Consider the following 15,976-nt stretch of genomic DNA (forward strand, 5'->3'; position numbering starts at 1 on the left):
TCATTTCCTGAACAGCTGTTGCGTGGCGTCTCCAACGCGCGGCCACCGGGTGGCCCCGAATGGGAGCCGACCTATCTGTGGGTGTCCTCTGACGCCCCCGCTGTCCGCGTAAGTTGCTGCGCGAAGCGAAGTGCTACCAACCAGCAGTACTTCTTCAAGAACCCGGGCGGCTACTGCGGGATCGGGGGCACCGACGTCAAGTTGGGTGACCCGTTCGGATGGGGTGCCTGTCGGACGGGCCTGTTTCGACCGGGGAGTGGCTTCACGGATCTCGCCGTACGGCTCACGCTCAACTCCTGGGCGTGAGCCGTCCTGCTGTCCGGCCCCGGTTCGGTGGGCGGGAGGCGTGTGAGAAGCGGTCAGGTCGAGGGGGGTGCCATTGGGGGTGTACGGATACTTCAAGGACGACGGCGTGGGCGTCGTCGGCGTCGACGAGGTGTTCTTCCATGGCGGGGCCGGTGATGGCCAAATGGTGGCGGTGCAACCAGCCGAACAGGTCTTGCCCGGCGCGGACCACGTCTGTGGAGGGCGGGACGTACGCGCCAGTTGCCCGATCCGCCACATTCTGGCTCCTGTCCCCGTCATGTTGACTTTGCCCCTGCGGCAAGGGCCTACCGTCACCGTCCATGACCGGTTCGAACCCTCGGGCCCGGCTTACCGGTGTCCTGCTGTTGACCTCGTTGGCGGCCATGGTCGCCGGTGTGGCCATCGTGGTGCCATCGGGGTTGACCTTGAATTGGGCCGACGGCGGCGCTGGAACAGCTCGGGTACGCCCTCCACCTGCCGATCATGATCTGGTACGGGGCGCTGGGCTGGCGGTACCTGCGTAACCGGTGACCGGCGCCCGTGAATCCGGACGTCCTTCTGCCTGGGCAGCTCTGAGCGAGGCGCCGAGGGCGCCGCTGGAGGTTTCTGCGTGAGCCCGAAACGCGGCGATCGGGTTACGGCGCCACTGCCGGCCGACGAGTGGGACGTGCGGTTCGGTGCCGGCGACGCGGTCAGGGGAGACGTGCGGTTCGGTACCGGCGACGCGGTCAGGGGATAGGAAGAACCGTGCCGTCATGCCTTGGCCGATACGCGCCGATGTTTCGAGGTGCTGCGTGCTGATCCCCGTTCACGCTCAAGCCATGACCGCCGGCGTCGCCTACGCGGCGATCTCGCGCCGCATCGTCACAATGGCGAGGACCTGGAGCAGCGGGAATCCGAGGTCACCAGCGGCGGACGTGTCCGCTACGCCGCCGATGACGTCTCTCGCACTGTCCGGGGGGCCTACGCATCGCCCCGACACCCGAAGGACACCGGCTAGTCGGTGCCGGTGGGGAGGGAGAGGCCGGCGTAGACCTGGTTGAGGGCGGTGGGCAGCAGGGCTTGGGCCGTGGTTTTGCCGTCGGGCGACAGGGTCAGGTTCGTCCAGATGACGAGCGTGACCTCGTTGTCCGGGTCGTGGCCGATGAAGGAGTTGAAGCCGGGCAGTTCACCGCCGTGGTAGTACATCGAGGCGTTCGGGCCGAAGCGCTGGTAGGCGATGCCGTACCCGTATTTCTTCCCGCCGGGAGCGGCCGGGTCCTCGGCTTGCGGGCTGTGGAGCCATTGCTGCTGGAACGCGGGATTGAGGACCTTGCCCGTCACGAGAGCCCGGATCCAGGTGGCCAGGTCGTCGGCGGTGGAGATGACGCCTCCGGCGGCGGTGGCGTAGGAGGGGTTCTGGTGGGTGTAGTCCATCGGCCGGAGCTTTCCGGACCGGGCCGCCGCCTGCACGTCGGCGGGGTAGGGCCGGTCGACCAGCGCGTAGGCCGATCCGCCGTACATGTAGCCGTGTGAATAGGGGGTGGGGAGGGACAGGTCGTCGGCGGCGGGCAGCGAGGTCCCCGCCAGTCCGAGCGGGGCGAACAGCCGGTCCCGGAACTGCTGGGCCAGCGGGCGACCGCCCGCCTTCTCGGCGACGAGGCCCAGCAGCGCGTAGTCGGTGTTGCTGTACTCGTAGGACGCGTCGGGTGCGAAGTTCGGCGGGCGCCGGAACGCGATGTCCAGCATCGCCTGCGGCGTCACGGCCTTGCCCGGGTCGGCGTCCATGGTCGCCGCGAGTTCGGGTGCGTTGGTGTAGTTGTAGAGTCCGCTGCGCATTTTCAGCAGCTCGGCGATGGTGATGTGTTCGCCGTTGGGCACTCCGGGAACGTAGGCGGACACCGGGTCGCTCAGCCGGAGTCTGCCGTCCTGGGCGGAGAGCATGATCAGCGCCGAGGTCATGGTCTTGGTGTTGGAGGCGATCCGGAAGTGGTCGCCCGTGGTGGGCGGTCTGGCCGTCCCCAGCTCGGTTGTGCCGACGGTCGCCCGGAAGGTTCCCTGCGGGGTGCGGAGCAGGACCAACGCGCCGGGAACCATGAGCTTCTTCGCCGCACGCTCGACGGCGGACTGGAACACGGCCGGATCGATGGGCTTCAGCGCCGGCGGAGTGAGGCCGGAGGCGCTCGCCGTCGGCGCAGGTGTGGCCGACGCGTCGGAGAGGGCCGTGAGACTCGCCCCTGAGGGCAAGGTGCAGCTCGCGATCAGCAGGGCTGCACCCGGTGCCAGCAGAGCCATGCGGCGGGCGGTACGCGACGCCCCGAAACCGGCTCCCATCCGGCGCACACGGTGCGGCCCGTCGTCAGCTCGGGAATTCCTCATGCCGGCATCACAGCCCCCGCGCTCGGCGGTCCAGTACCGCGGCCAGGGTGATACGAAAAGTGATGCAGCACGACCGCAGAGGCTAAAACGACCGCAGAGGCTAAAAGGGAATAAGGGTCACAATTTTATCATCCTTCGACACGGCGGTCGGAAGCGTGGATCCGGTGGCTCAGACCGCGATGACGACCTTCCCCGGCACGTGCCCCTCTTCCGTGTATCTGATGGCGGCCGGGATCTCCTCGAACGGATAACAGCGGTCGATGACCGGAGTGACCCTGCCGTCCTCGATGAAATCGGTCAGCGTCATCAGGTTCTGTCTGTTCTTCACGCATCGGACCACGTCCGCGATGACCGTTCGCTGGGACACGAACAGCGACATCGCGAGGGCCGAGACCACGTGGCCAACGGGTTGTATCCATCGGCTGCCCGGCCCGCCGACGACGACGTAGGTCCCCTTGGGCGTCAGCACCCGCCGGCACGCCGGTCCCGAGCGGCTTCCCGCGATGTCCAGCAGCAGGTCGTAGCGCTGTCCATGCCGCGTGAAATCCTCTTTGGTGTAGTCAATGACCTCATCCGCGCCGATCGACCGGACCAGATCGACATTCCGTGCGCTGCAGACGCCGGTGACCTCCGCGCCGAACGCCTTGGCGATCTGCACGGCGAACGTGCCCACGCCTCCCGAGGCCCCGTTGATGAGAACTTTCTGTCCCGGCTGAATCCGTCCTCCGTCGCGCAGGCCCAGCAGGGCTGTGCCGGCCGCCATCGGCACCGCCGCCGCCTGCTCGAACGACAGGTTCTTCGGTTTGGGCGCCAGCTCGCTTTCCCGGACGCAGGCGTACTCGGCGAAGCCGCCCTGTTTGGGCATCGCGAACACCTCGTCGCCGGGGCGGAACTCCGTCACGTCCTTGCCGACCGCCTCGACCTGTCCCGCGATGTCGGCGCCCAAGATGTTGATCTTCGGCTTGCGTAGTCCGGGACCGCCGCCCATCAGCCGCGCGATGCGCGGCTCCCCTCTCATGAGGTGCCAGTCATAGGGCTGGACGGAGGTGGCGCGTACCCGGACCAGCACCTCGTCGTCGCCGGGCACGGGCTTGTCGATGTCGGTGAGATCCAACACGTCGGGTGAGCCGTACGAGCGCAGGACGAACGCCTTCATCACATTCTCCTCGTCCACCGCGGGTACGGGTGCAGCCGTGCCGCGGGTTCTGTCGGGGGCCGTCACACTCACAGATCGATGTCGTGGCCCGCGTCGATGAGGCGGAGGTATCGCCGACCGGATGGCGGCAAACGTGTCCCGAGCCACGAAATCAGCGTAGAAAGCCTGAGCAAAGGACTCATCAGCCGAAAGTACGCCTGATTGGTGGATGATCGGCCGGCTCGGATCAGGCCGTTCTACCGATGAGCCGCCGCCGTCTCAGCCGCCACGATCGGGTCATGACCGATGAGAGCCTGACAGGACACCCCCGGTCCCCGCGGTCGCCGCGGAGCGGCCGGCCGGCGGATGACCGGAACACGGCAGGAAGTTCCGCCGCAGCCTCCTCCACCAGGGCAGATTGGCTCGTGCCCGCCGCGCTGATCGTGCTCGGCGCCGTTCCCGTGATCGCCGGTGCCGTCCGCCTGACCGAGCTGACGGGCGGCGCGGAGATCACGCCGGAGAACGCACGGTTCTTCGCGGTGCCCCTGCCCGTGGTGCTGCACATCCTCAGCGCCGTCCTGTACGGCGTGCTGGGGGCCTTTCAGTTCGCCCCCGGGTTCCGCCGCCGGAGGCCCGGCTGGCACCGCGTCGCCGGGCGGGTCCTGGTCCCGTGCGGACTCGTCGTAGCGCTTTCGGGGCTGTGGATGACCCTGCTCTATCCTCGTCCGGCCGGTGACGGTGATCTCCTCGCCGGCTTCCGGCTCCTGTTCGGCTCGGCCATGGTCCTGTGCATCGTTCTCGGTTTCTCCGCGATCCGGCGGCGGGACATCGCCCGGCACCGCGCCTGGATGATCCGCGGTTATGCGATCGGCCTGGGTGCGGGTACCCAGGCGCTGACCCACCTGCCCTGGTTCCTGATTTTCGGCACACCTGGAGAGTTCCCCAGAGCGCTGCTCGTGGGCGCGGGCTGGGTGATCAACCTCGCCGTGGCCGAATGGATCATCCGTGGGCGATCGGCCGTCCGGCCCCGTACCCGCCTCAGTTCTTGACGCGGTTGGTCTCATAGGCCCACATGGCGATCTCGACGCGGTTGCGGGCACCGAGCTTGGCCATCAGGCTGGCGATGTGGGACTTGACGGTGCTGAGAGAGATGTAGAACTCGTCGGCGATCTCGCTGTTGGTCCGTCCGCGTGCCACGGTGGCCAGGATCTGTTCTTCCCGGTCCGTGAGCGTCTCGACGGGTTTCGCCGGCGGTGAGACGGGCCCGGAGCCGGCGAAGGCGCTGAGCAGCCGTGCGGTGATGCTCGGGGCTATGAGCGCGTCGCCGTTGGCGGCGGCGTGGATGGCCTGGGAGAGCATCTCGGCGCCGGCGTTCTTGAGCAGAAAACCCCGGGCGCCGGCTCGCAGGGCGGCGTAGACGTAGTCGTCGAGGTCGAAGGTGGTGATGACGACGACGGCGAGCGGGTCGGCGACGTTCGGTCCGGCCAGGGAGCGGGTGGCCTCGATGCCGTCAAGGCCGGGCATGCGGATGTCGAACAGGCACACGTCGGGGCGCAGGCGCCGCGCCAGCTCCACGGCTCGCCGTCCGTCGGCGGCTTCGCCGACGACCTCGATGCCAGGTTGGGCGTCGAGGATCATCACGAGCCCGGTGCGGGCGATCTCCTGGTCGTCGGCGACGATCACTCGGATGCTCATGTCGCCGCCCCGCTTCGGGGCAGTACGGCGGTCACGGTCCAGCCCCGGTCGGGGTTGGGGCCGGCTTCGCAGGTGCCGCCGAGCAGGTCGGCGCGTTCGATCATGCCGATGAGCCCGTATCCCGGCGGTGCGGCCGGGCGTATGGGGCTGCCGTCGCCGTCGTCGCTGACGCGCAGGTGCACCGATGTGTCGTCGGCGGTGACGCGGACCTCGATGCGGGTGGCGTGACGGGCGTGTCGCTGGGCGTTGGTGACCGACTCCTGGGCGAGGCGGTAGATCGCGGCCTCGACCGACGGGGGGAGGCTGTCGAGGTCGCCGGAGATCTCCACGTCGACAGCGGGGCCGGAGCGCCCTCGGCTCGCGAGCTGTTCGAGATCGGTGACGCGTCGGCCGGGCGCCAGGTCCGCGGGTTGGTCCCGGCGCAGGATGCGGACCATGGCGCGCATCTCGTCGAGGGCGCGTGCCGCCTCGACCTCGATCACGCGGAGCGCGTCGGTGGCCGCGTTCGGTCGCGACTCCGACGTGGCGAGGCCCGCCTGGGCGCGGATCGCCATCGCCGAGACGTGATGGGCGACGGTGTCGTGCAGGTCGCGGGCAAGCTGTTCGCGTTCGAGCAGCTTGATCTGGTCGAGCTCGCGCGTCCTCGCCCTGGCCCGGTAGCGGAGCGCTCCGCCCAGGGCGATGGCCGAGAACATGACGGCGAACGCGCCGACCATGTCGCCGGGGGTGAGGCGGCCGAAGAGCAGCGAGAGGGAGACCGCGACGATCATGATCGTCAAGCCGAGCGTGACCCCGCGTCCCGACCCCCACCGGAACAACGAGTACACCAGGATCAGCAGGTACGTCATCGTGTACGTCTCTGCGGAGTCGCCGCCCGTCAGCAGCGGGGCCAGGCTCGTGGTGGCGAAGGCGATCGCGACCATCGGCAGCGGCCTGGTCCGGCGCCACAGCAACGTGGGCACCAGGCCGACGGTGACGATCACCGAGACGGCCCGCCACGGAAGATCCGGCCGGAGAAGCCCTTCGAGCACCGCGACCGGCACGAGCACCCCCACGAGCACCCAGTCCCGCCATACCCGCGGCGGCGGGTTGGGGGGACTGGGCTCGTCCCACACGGAGCGAAGAAGGGAGGGCACGTGAACATGGTACGAGAGCCTGTGCCGCTCGGGGCGGCCCAGAAAACAGGGACGCACCCTCCGCCGACACGCAGGAAAGCCGGCGTGCGGGAAACGGGTCGTCTCCCGAGGCGCACCGCCATCAAGAGAGGTGAACATGCGTCGGCTGAGCCGCGACGACTGGGAGTCCTCTGTCGGCGCCCCCTTCCTGGAAACGGTCAGATCTCGGCCGCTTGTCCGACTCAAGATTGAAAAGAGGGAGAGCCGGTGAGGTGGGAGCAGGGGCGCGCTGTCCTTGAGGGCATGCTCGGCCGTGGCGAGATCGAAAAAGTGGCGGCGAGCCGTGCACAGGCAGGCGGCGAGCCGTGCACAGGCAGAGGAGTTGCTGTCTCAGGCCCGGAAACACATGGCGACGGCTCGCCTTGCGATGGAATCGGATCCGATCGGCGCGTACCAACTGCTCTCCGACGCGGCGCGCAAGGCACTGTGCGCCGTACTGGAGAACCAGGGCGACGAGCGGTTGCGGTACCGCGGCGAAAGTGATCATGGTGGGGGTGTTCCCCTCGTCGGGTGTTCTCGGGCCGGTTCGCAGGACGCCGGCGGCTCCGCCCGGCACTCCTTCGGAACCTCACCGTTCTCGACGGGCCAGACGATGCCCGTCGCCGCCGGCAGCCGGCCGCGCGCGCTGTCATGAGCACGCGGCGGCTGTCGGACCGGATCCGGGGCCCGGCCGGCGGCCCCGCCGGGACCGAAAACCTATTATCGTAAATAAAGGTCCGTTGATACAGTTGGGTGGTAATTCCCGTGGGGGGCTCGCCGCGTAATACGCGGGCTCCCGGTCGGACCGGGATCCATTGCGCGGACATCGACGTGCCCTGCGTATTCCAGAGCAGCTCATCCGTGAGGGAACCAGCCAGTGACAGGCGGTCGCAGAGATCTCATGCAGGCGGAATTTCCATCGACCGGCCATATTCTTGAGATCGCCTGCGACGAGTCCGGCTCGGAGGGCGGGAAGCTCATCGGCGGAAACACCGATGTCTTCGCACACGCCGGTGTGCGGTTGAGCGCCGAATCGGCGGCGGAGTGCATCCGGGAAACACGCGACAGAATAAGATCTCCGGCCACGGAGTACAAAGCCAATCATCTGCTCCGCGAGAAGCATCGGCCGGTCCTCGAATGGCTACTCGGGCCGTTGGGGCCAATTTACGGGAACGCGCATGTCTATCTGATCGACAAGACGTTCTTCGCCGTCGGCAAGGTCGTCGACCTGCTCGTCGGAGAGGTCGTCTACGCGGCGGACACGGCTCCGCGCCGGGACCGGCAGGCTGAGGCCATGGCTGTCACCCTGTATCGCGAAGGGCGGCGCGCGTTCGGGCGTGAACGGTGGAACGCCTTTCTGGAGTCGTTCAATGACCTGATGCGCGCCAGGACGTCTGCCGACGCGTTCTTCCGTACGGTGGACGTCCTGGGCCTCGCCGGCGCAGGCGGCCGGGTCGGAGAAATCATGGAGCTGCTGAGGCGGGCCAGGCCGCACGCCGACTCCTTCCGGGCGCGGCTTCTCGACGATCCGAAGATGATGCCGGCGCTGGACCCGCTGATCCCGGCCATCGTCCAGGCCGTCGTCCGCTGGGGTGAAGGCGGGAACCCCGTTTCCATCGTTCACGACGAGCACAACGCGTTGACGGACAAGCGCATCGCACAGCTCAAGGAGATGTTCGGCGCGTCGCATCCCAACGGTCTCCGTCATGCGCCCACGGGTCGGCTGACCGGCCTGCGGCTCGTCGACTCACGCTCGGATCCACGGGTCCAGGTCGCCGACTTCCTGGCCGGGGTGGCACGGAAGATAGCGTCGGACGAACTCAACGATCGAGGCGACGCGGACCTCGTTGCGTTACTACGTCCATATGTGGATCCATCCTCGGTCTGGGGGGATGACCGAAGCTGGTCCCTGCTGGGACCCCCACCGGGCGCCCGGTCGTGAAGATCGCTCAGCCCGCCTGACCGGAGACCGCGCCGGACCGGCGGCCGGCCGCGTGAGGGGCCGGGATCCGGCGGGGAGGGGCGGGAAGCGAGCGGACGGCGGGTGGGGCGGGGTCACTGCGCGACGAAGGTCTTCTTCCCCGCCAGCATGGGGCCGGCCCTGACCTGCAGGTCGCCGGTCAGGTTGGCGGAGGTGAACCTCACCCGGTCCCCGGACAGCGGGCTGTCGCCGCCGGTGGGGTCGAAGGGGATGATCGTGTAGTCCACCCCGTCGACCTGATCGGAGAACACCGACAGCTCCTTCGCCTCCAGCACACCGCTGCTCACGCGGAGCTTCTGCGTGAAACGCCGGTACACCGTGCCGGGGACGCGGTCGACGATGTATTCGCCGCTCAGGCTCCTGGGCTCGGGCTGAGTGCCCTCCGGGGGCGGTGGGACCAGCAGCAGGGCGGTCCGGGGGTCCCGGAAGGCGGCTATGGCCGGGTCGAGATCCATGGCGATCTCGGTGTTCGCCCGTGCCACCTGTTCGTCGATCGTCCTGCGCAGCCCGGCGGGTTCGGGCCGGGCGCTGGGGGTCACGCCCCTGACCACCAGGTCGAGCGGCGTGTCCGGCCCGTTGACCACCGCCGCCTTCCAGTCCAGTCCGAGATCGTCGGCGACCAGCCCGGCGGCCAGTCCGATCGGATAGCTTTCGAGGTCCACGCTGTCGGTGCCGCCGGTCGCGGGCTTCATCAGCTCGTCGAGCAGGAAGGCACGCTGCTCGCGCCGGTCGCCCGGTGGGGTGGCGGCCGCCATCGCGACGGCGGACTTACCGACGTACTCGGCGGTCCCCGCGTCGATGTCGACGACCGCGATCCGCTCGCGCTCGGCGGGGAACTCCCTGGCCCACCGCTCTGCCCAGTACGCTGCCGCGGCCAGACGCGCGGGCCTGGTGTCCGGCACCCGGTAGGCCTCCCGCAGCTCGTTGTAGATCATCGCCCGGTACAGCCGTGGCGTGGCCCGCAGGGGATATTCGGTCGCGCGCCGCCCCTCGGCGCGGAGCGACGGCCAGATCCGGTCAGGACCCAGGGCGAAGCCCTGGACGTAGAACCGGAACGCCTCATGGGTGGTCTTGCCGAACACCGTGAGGACCGAGCCGATCCGCTGCCCGGCCGGTCCGGGCTCGAAGTGGAGCCTCCCCAGCGCCGTGTTGATCGCGACGGCGTACCGGCCGTCCCACTCGGCCGGTGCGATCAGTTCCGGAACGGCTACGCCCCTCCGTTCCATCTCCGCCACCGAGGTCGGCGTCACCCCCTCGGCCGTGATCGCGGCCGCCTGCCGCCCGTCCGACACCAGCAGCACCAGCGTGCTGAAGTCGGCTCCGGGGAAGAGCGTCCCGGTCCTGGGCCACGCCTTGGCCACATCCGCCTTCAGCCCGGCGACATAGTCCGCGAACGTCGGCTCCGCGGTTGCCGTTGCGGTCGCGGTCACAGTCGCGGTCGTGCCGGTCCCCGCGGTCGAGGTCATGCCCGCGACTGCGATCGTGCTCAGGCCCGCCGCCGTCACGGCTCGCGGGGACGCCCGCCCGGTCTGCCCGGCGAGAGCCCAGTGGGCTCCCTGCCCGCTCTGCCCGGCCGGGGCCCAGTGGGCTCCCCGCCCGGCCTGGTCGGTGAGACCCCACTGCGACGCCTGCCCGCCGCCGGTCACCAGCCCCGCGACCAGCAGCACCAGCACCGGCAGTCCGTCCCGACGGTCGGTCACATGCCGGAACACCCCCATCGCCGCCCCCGTCTCCAGCCCCCTCACACATTCATTCCCGCAAAGTCCCCCGGCATCCTCGACGCGCCGTCCGCCGACGCGCCGTCCGCCGACGCGCCGTCCGCCGACGCGCCGTCCGCCGGCGTGGGGACCGCCGTGAGGTGACTAGCGCGGGGTCCGCCGGGAGGCGAGGAGCTCCTCGGTGAGCCGGGCCAGGCGGCGGGCATCGGCCGGGTCGAAGGTCCTGAGCGTGAGGGGGACGGTTCTGCCCCGGTCGACGGCGGTCAGGGGCTGGAGGGGAGGAGTGTCGAGCAGTCCGCTCAGGGGCGGGACGACCTGGTCGATCGAGCGGGCGGCGAACCTGGCGAGCAGTTTGACGAGGGCGCTCAGTGGCCGGGGGAGGTGGGAGAAGTCCCCGTTGTCGGTGAAACCGGGGTGATACATCACATACCTCACCGTGCCGCCGGTCTCCTCGGTGAAGGACACGCCCAGCAGGTCGTTGGCCCGCCCGCCCTGGAGCTGGGCGCGCAGCATGCCGTAGCGGCGTTCGAGCTGCAGGTCGTCCCACATGACCGCGCCCGCGGTGATCCCGGCCCCCGCCACGTTGAGGATGACGGGGGACGGACTTGCCTCCAGCGCCCCGCGGAGGCCGTATCCGAGCAGGTAGCGGCTCAGGTAGTAGAGCGCGAAGGTGAACTCCAGCCCCTCGGCGGTCTCCCGCCGCTCCGCGCTCTGCCGGTTGGCGGTCAGCACGAGGGCGTCGATCGCGGGGTGGCGTGCGGTGACGTGGTCGATGACCCGGTCGTTCTCCGCGATCGAGCTGAGGTCGGCCCGGAGGAAGTCGAGCCGGTCACCCGCGCCGGCCTGTTCGGCGTCGGCGCGGAGCCTGGCGCCCCGTTCGGCGCTGCTCCCGACGGCCACCACGACGTCGCCCCGGCGGAGCCGGTCCAGGGCGATCCCCCTGCCGATGCCGTTGGTCGCGCCCGCGATGACGATGATCTTGGACATTCAGTCCCCCGTGGTGATCGGTGATCCGTACCGTCATCATCGAGAATGTGAGGACTGTCGCGTAAGGAGGCACTTCAATGTCAGGTACGCACACCGATGTGCCCTCTGTCATCGCGTTCGACCTGCCGCTTCCGGTCTCGGTGCGGGAGTACGAGTCGTGCGCGCTGACCGACGTCCTGCGGCGGGTGGGCGACAAGTGGAGCGTGCTGCTCGTGGTGCTCCTCGGCCGGGGGCCCCGCCGGTTCAACGAGCTGCACCGCGTGATCGACGGGATCAGCCAGCGGATGCTCACCCGCACGCTGCGCGGCCTTGAGCGGGACGGCCTGGTGGCGCGTACGGTCCACCCCACCGTGCCGCCGAGCGTGGAGTACGCCCTCACCGACCTGGGGGCCGCGCTCCTGGTCCCGCTGTCGGCCGTCGCGGACTGGGCGGTCGATCACCACGCCGGCATCGAATCGGCCCGCGACGACTACGACACGGCCGGAGGCGCGCCGGTCCCCGCTCCGCCGGGTGAGGGCGCCGCCGTACCGGGCCGGCGGTCACCGGTTCCGGGGGGCGGCGGGCCGGAAGGCCACCCCCGGTGAAGCGATCGATCCCTCATTCAATATCGTCCGATGCATGAGCACTCACTATGACGTGGTCGTCCTCGGTGCGGGTCCGGGCGGATACGTGGCCGCCATCCGAGCAGCCCAGCTGGGACTCAGCGTGGCGGTCGTCGAGGAACGTTACTGGGGTGGTGTCTGCCTCAACGTGGGATGCATCCCCTCCAAGGCGCTGCTGCGCAACGCGGAGCTGGCGCACATCTTCACGCACGAGGCCAAGACGTACGGCATCCGGGTCGAAGGACAGGTCACCTTCGACTACGGCGAGGCCTTCAAGCGCAGCCGCAAGGTCGCCGACGGGCGCGTCAAGGGCGTTCACTACCTGATGAAGAAGAACGGCATCACCGAATACGACGGCCGCGGCACCTTCGTCGACGCCAACACGCTTCAGGTGGCCGGCCGGGACGGCGGCGCGGAGACGGTGACGTTCGACCACTGCATCATCGCGACGGGCGCGACCACGAAGCTGCTGCCGGGGACATCGGTGACGGAGCGGGTCGTGACGTACGAGGAGCAGATCCTGAGTGACAAGCTCCCCGAGAGCATCGTCATCGCGGGTGCGGGCGCGATCGGCGTCGAGTTCGCCTACGTGCTGCACAACTACGGCGTCAAGGTGACGATCGTGGAGTTCCTCGACCGCGTCGTCCCCCTGGAGGACGAGGAGGTCTCGGCGGAGCTCGCGCGGCGCTACAAGCGGCTCGGCATCGAGGTGCTGACCTCGACCCGGGTGGAGTCGATCGACGACTCCGGCGAGCAGGTGCGGGTGACGGTCTCGCGCGAGGGGCAGCAGCAGGTCATCGAGGCCGACAAGGTGATGCAGGCGATCGGCTTCCAGCCCCGGGTGGAGGGCTACGGGCTGGAGCGCACCGGGGTCGCCCTGACCGAGCGCGGCGCCATCGACATCGACGGCCGGGGCCGTACGAGCGTGCCGCACATCTTCGCCATCGGCGACGTGACCGCCAAGCTGATGCTCGCCCACGCCGCCGAGTCCATGGGGATCATCGCGGCGGAGACCATCGCCGACGAGGAGACGATGGAGCTGGACTACGTGATGATCCCGCGGGCGACGTACTGCCAGCCCCAGATCGCCAGCTTCGGCTTCACCGAGGCGCAGGCCCGCGAGCTCGGCTACGACGTGAAGGTGGCCAAGTTCCCGTTCACCGCCAACGGCAAGGCCCACGGCCTGGGCGACGTCACCGGATTCGTCAAGCTCCTCAGCGACGGCGAGCACGGGGAGCTGATCGGCGCTCATCTGATCGGCCCGGAGGTCACCGAGCTGCTGCCCGAGCTGACGCTGGCCCAGCAGTGGGATCTGACGGTCCACGAGGTGGCGCGTAACGTGCATGCCCACCCCACGCTCGGGGAGGCGGTCAAGGAGGCGGTTCACGGCCTGGCCGGGCACATGATCAACATGTGAGACCGGAGGAGGGTGTCATGGCTGATCCGATCGACAAGGTGGCGTGGATCCGGATCGAGGGCGGCCGGATCCTGGGCGCCCGTTCGCGTGGCAAGGACGTCTGCTATCTCCCCGGCGGCAAACGCGAGGCCGGGGAGACGGATCTCGACACGCTCGTCCGTGAGATCGGCGAGGAGCTGTCCGTGGCGATCGTCCGGGAGAGCGGTCGCTTCGCGGGGGTCTTCGAGGCTCGGGCGCACGGGCACGCCGAGGGCCTGAGCGTCCGGATGTCCTGCTACGAGGCCGACTACCGGGGCGATCTGGCCCCCGGCGGTGAGGTCGAGGAGGTGGTGTGGCTCGCCTACGGTGACCGTCATCGCGTGTCGCCGGTCGTCCGGCTGATCTTCGACTCCCTGCGGGCCGAGGGCCGGTTGGCCTGAGAGGGGCCGTCCGGAGACGGGGGCGGGCCGGGAACGGTATCCGGTCCATGGCGTTATTCCACTTTGCGGTGATTTTATAATGTAAAAAAGTTATATCCACCCTTATGGGTGCATTTGTTCTCCCTTGTCCATGGGATGGCTAAAGTCGGCCAATGGACATCGTGGCCCGTAACAACGTCAAGGTCGCCGGCCGGAGGGGCGGCAGACCCATGATCTTCTCCCACGGGTTCGGCTGCGATCAGAGCATGTGGCGATATGTGGCACCCGCATTCGAGGACGAGTACGAGACCGTCCTGTTCGACTACGTCGGAGCGGGGCGTTCGGAGCTGTCCGCCTACTCCGCAGAGCGTTACGCGTCGCTCGACGGCTACGCCCAGGACGTCCTCGACGTCTGCGAGGAGCTGGACCTCACCGGAGCCGTCTTCGTCGGGCACTCGGTCAGTGCGATGGTCGGCGTGCTCGCGGCCGTCCGCGAGCCCCGCCGGCTGGGCACGCTGATCCTGGTGGCGCCCTCGCCCCGCTACATCGACGACGGCGACTACGTCGGCGGGTTCAGCGGCGCCGACATCGAGGAACTCGTCGACTCGCTCGACAGCAACTATCTGGGATGGTCGAGCCAGATGGCGCCGGTGGTCATGGGCAATCCTGACCGCCCGGAGCTGGGGGAGGAGCTGACCAACAGCTTCTGCCGTACCGACCCGGAGATCGCCAAGCAGTTCGCCAGGACGACATTCCTGTCCGACAACCGGGACGACCTCGGGAAGGTCGCCGTGCCCGCGCTGATCCTGCAGTGCTCGCACGACGCGCTCGCTCCGCCGCAGGTGGGCCACTACGTCCACCGGGCGATCCCGGGCAGCGAGCTGACGCTGATGCGGGCCACCGGCCACTGCCCCAACCTGAGCGCCCCCGAGGAGACCATTGCCGCGATCAAGGCGTTCCTGTAGGCGGGCCACCCATGACCGCCCATGACGACGCGCAGGTGACCGGGGACGCCCTGGGAGTCCTGGAGGACCTGTACGAGGACGCCCCGTGCGGCTATCTCTCCACGCGGGGCGATGGCATGATCATCAAGGTCAACCGCACGATGCTCGCCCTGACGGGATACCGCCGGCAGGAACTGGTCGGCCGGATCCGGATCCACGACCTGCTGGCGGTCGGCGACCGCATCCTCTACGAGACGCATTTCGCCCCGCTGCTGGCGCTGCAGGCCGGGGTCAAGGAGATCGCGGTCGACCTGAGGCGCGCTGACGGGAGCAGGGTCCCGGTCCTGCTCAACGCGGTGATGAAGGAGCAGACCCCCGCCCGGCCGGAGGAGATCTGGATCGGCGTCGTCGCCGCCAGCGACCGCAGAGGCTACGAACGCGAGCTTCTGCAGGCGCGGCAGCGGGCGGAGGAGTCGCAGAGGCGGGCGGTCGAGCTCGCCCGGACCCTGCAGGAGAGCTTCATCCCGCCGGAGCTGCCCCGCGTCCCCGGGATGGACGTCGCCGGGATGTACCGGCCGGCCGGGCAGGGTGACGAGGTCGGCGGTGACTTCTACGACATGTACGAGATCGTGGACGGCTGGGCCCTCACCCTCGGCGACGTGTGCGGCAAGGGCGTGCAGGCGGCCGTCGTCACCAGCCTCGCCCGGTACACCCTCCGGGCCGCCCCCCTCCGGGAGAGCAGGCCTTCGGCGATCCTCGCCACCCTCAACGAGGTGCTGGTGAACGAGCGGACGGACCGGTTCCTGACGGCCGTATACGCGCAGGTCCATCGGGACGCTCGGGACCGGTTCCGGCTAACCCTGGCCCTGGGCGGCCATCCGCCCGCCTTCCACCTGTCCAAGGAGGGGCGCGTCAGCATGATCGGCCACCCCGGGACCGTGCTCGGCATCCTGGACTCCGTGGAGCTCCACGACGTCACCGTCGATCTCGCTCCGGGGGACGTCGTCGTCTTCTACACCGACGGGGTCGTCGAGGGGCGGGGGCGGACGGGGTTCTTCGGGGAGGAGAGGATGAGGCAGGTGCTCAGCGCCTCGCGGGACGCGGACGCGGCGGACATCGCCGGGCACCTGATGGACGAGGTGGTGGCGTTCCAGTCCGGCATGCCCAGCGATGACATCGCCATAGTGGTCCTCAAGATTCCGGATTGAGCGGTGCGGCCCCCCGGCGGGTTCCGGGATGAGTGAGGCCCTCCGGCGGGTTGGCGAGCTGTCGCGCGTCTCC

15 protein-coding genes are annotated in these 15,976 nt (G+C 69.2%); 9 read left to right on the forward strand and 6 right to left on the reverse strand.

Going from position 1 to position 15,976, the window contains the following annotated elements:
* Positions 1-916: 916 nt before the first annotated feature.
* Positions 917-1,045: a hypothetical protein gene (locus SROS_RS53680; protein ID WP_012887374.1), complete on the forward strand. Its 129-nt coding sequence runs from the start codon at positions 917-919 to the stop codon at positions 1,043-1,045.
* Positions 1,046-1,302: 257 nt separating this feature from the next.
* Here the strand turns inward: SROS_RS53680 and SROS_RS02860 are convergent, their stop codons facing one another.
* Both SROS_RS02860 and SROS_RS02865 read right to left on the reverse strand, forming a co-directional pair.
* Complete coding sequence (locus SROS_RS02860; protein WP_148268927.1) at positions 1,303-2,580, reverse strand: serine hydrolase domain-containing protein; 1,278 nt, start codon at positions 2,578-2,580, stop codon at positions 1,303-1,305.
* 253 nt (positions 2,581-2,833) lie between these two features.
* A complete protein-coding gene (locus tag SROS_RS02865) occupies positions 2,834-3,820 on the reverse strand; it encodes an NAD(P)-dependent alcohol dehydrogenase (RefSeq protein ID WP_012887376.1) in 987 nt (328 codons plus the stop codon).
* A 404-nt stretch (positions 3,821-4,224) separates the two neighbouring features.
* Between SROS_RS02865 and SROS_RS02870 the strand changes: the two genes are divergently transcribed.
* On the forward strand, positions 4,225-4,848 hold the full coding sequence (locus tag SROS_RS02870; RefSeq protein ID WP_043651214.1) for a DUF2306 domain-containing protein: 624 nt from the start codon (positions 4,225-4,227) through the stop codon (positions 4,846-4,848).
* On the opposite strand, the gene SROS_RS02875 is transcribed toward SROS_RS02870, so the two are convergent.
* Positions 4,838-5,494, reverse strand: coding sequence for a response regulator (locus SROS_RS02875; RefSeq protein ID WP_012887378.1), 657 nt, complete (start codon positions 5,492-5,494; stop codon positions 4,838-4,840). The genes SROS_RS02870 and SROS_RS02875 overlap by 11 nt on opposite strands.
* A complete protein-coding gene (locus SROS_RS02880) occupies positions 5,491-6,630 on the reverse strand; it encodes a sensor histidine kinase (RefSeq protein WP_043651215.1) in 1,140 nt (379 codons plus the stop codon). Before SROS_RS02880 ends, SROS_RS02875 begins: the two co-directional genes overlap by 4 nt.
* Before the next feature lie 385 nt (positions 6,631-7,015).
* On the opposite strand from SROS_RS02880, the gene SROS_RS51940 reads away from it, so the two are divergent.
* Both SROS_RS51940 and SROS_RS02890 read left to right on the forward strand, forming a co-directional pair.
* Positions 7,016-7,303: a hypothetical protein gene (locus SROS_RS51940; protein WP_052316852.1), complete on the forward strand. Its 288-nt coding sequence runs from the start codon at positions 7,016-7,018 to the stop codon at positions 7,301-7,303.
* A gap of 246 nt (positions 7,304-7,549) precedes the next feature.
* Positions 7,550-8,590: a DUF3800 domain-containing protein gene (locus SROS_RS02890; RefSeq protein WP_012887381.1), complete on the forward strand. Its 1,041-nt coding sequence runs from the start codon at positions 7,550-7,552 to the stop codon at positions 8,588-8,590.
* A 113-nt stretch (positions 8,591-8,703) separates the two neighbouring features.
* Here SROS_RS02890 and SROS_RS02895 read toward each other — a convergent pair whose 3' ends face one another.
* Both SROS_RS02895 and SROS_RS02900 read right to left on the reverse strand, forming a co-directional pair.
* A complete protein-coding gene (locus tag SROS_RS02895; protein WP_148268928.1) occupies positions 8,704-10,329 on the reverse strand; it encodes a hypothetical protein in 1,626 nt (541 codons plus the stop codon).
* A 162-nt stretch (positions 10,330-10,491) separates the two neighbouring features.
* Positions 10,492-11,334, reverse strand: a complete 843-nt coding sequence (locus SROS_RS02900; protein WP_012887383.1) for an SDR family NAD(P)-dependent oxidoreductase — start codon at positions 11,332-11,334, stop codon at positions 10,492-10,494.
* A 77-nt stretch (positions 11,335-11,411) separates the two neighbouring features.
* On the opposite strand from SROS_RS02900, the gene SROS_RS02905 reads away from it, so the two are divergent.
* The 5 genes from SROS_RS02905 (at position 11,412) to SROS_RS02925 (ending at position 15,903) form a co-directional block, all read left to right on the forward strand.
* Complete coding sequence (locus SROS_RS02905; protein ID WP_012887384.1) at positions 11,412-11,918, forward strand: winged helix-turn-helix transcriptional regulator; 507 nt, start codon at positions 11,412-11,414, stop codon at positions 11,916-11,918.
* A gap of 34 nt (positions 11,919-11,952) precedes the next feature.
* Positions 11,953-13,353: a dihydrolipoyl dehydrogenase gene (gene lpdA, locus SROS_RS02910; RefSeq protein ID WP_012887385.1), complete on the forward strand. Its 1,401-nt coding sequence runs from the start codon at positions 11,953-11,955 to the stop codon at positions 13,351-13,353.
* A gap of 17 nt (positions 13,354-13,370) precedes the next feature.
* Entirely contained in the window at positions 13,371-13,772 is a 402-nt protein-coding gene (locus SROS_RS02915) for an NUDIX hydrolase (protein WP_012887386.1), read from the forward strand.
* A gap of 152 nt (positions 13,773-13,924) precedes the next feature.
* Entirely contained in the window at positions 13,925-14,716 is a 792-nt protein-coding gene (locus tag SROS_RS02920; protein WP_012887387.1) for an alpha/beta fold hydrolase, read from the forward strand.
* Between the two features lie 11 nt (positions 14,717-14,727).
* Complete coding sequence (locus SROS_RS02925) at positions 14,728-15,903, forward strand: PP2C family protein-serine/threonine phosphatase (protein ID WP_012887388.1); 1,176 nt, start codon at positions 14,728-14,730, stop codon at positions 15,901-15,903.
* Positions 15,904-15,976 lie beyond the last annotated feature (73 nt).

This window comes from Streptosporangium roseum DSM 43021, from assembly GCF_000024865.1.
Taxonomy (GTDB): domain Bacteria; phylum Actinomycetota; class Actinomycetes; order Streptosporangiales; family Streptosporangiaceae; genus Streptosporangium; species Streptosporangium roseum.